The sequence below is a fragment of the Mesorhizobium sp. M4B.F.Ca.ET.203.01.1.1 genome (genome assembly GCF_004791025.1).
Lineage (GTDB): Bacteria > Pseudomonadota > Alphaproteobacteria > Rhizobiales > Rhizobiaceae > Mesorhizobium > Mesorhizobium abyssinicae.
This window is the reverse complement of the sequence record NZ_SRUO01000191.1, coordinates 1-319: the sequence shown is the minus strand read 5'-3', so window position 1 is coordinate 319 and position 319 is coordinate 1. Positions and strand designations below refer to the sequence as shown.

Sequence of the window (319 nt, the reverse complement as noted above, 5' to 3'; positions counted from 1 at the left end):
CAGTTCGCCGACGCGCGTGAACTGCAGGGCGCGCCCTTCAATCGACACGTCGGCCTCGGCAAACCGGACGTTGTAGCTGAAGGCGCTGCCGGTGCGCCGTTTGCAATCGAGACAATGGCAAACCGAAATGCGTACAGGCTCGCCCGAGCAAGTGGCTGACAGCTGACCGCAGGAACATTCGGCGCGACGCGTGACCATGCTGGCTCCTTTCAGCTCATGCTTCCCCAGGATCGCGCACCTTAGTACGGTTCGTCGCCCCGGCGAAGTACGTCAGCCCGTCCAGGTCGCCAGATCCGCACGAATTCGCGCCTTGACGGCG

Annotated in this window: 1 protein-coding gene; it reads right to left on the bottom strand. The window is 63.6% G+C overall.

All coding sequences use genetic code 11. The features are described from left to right. A partial coding sequence (locus EN846_RS34270) for a GFA family protein (protein ID WP_189587213.1) occupies positions 1 to 198 on the bottom strand: 198 nt, incomplete at its 3' end. Between the last annotated feature and the right edge of the window lie 121 nt (positions 199 to 319).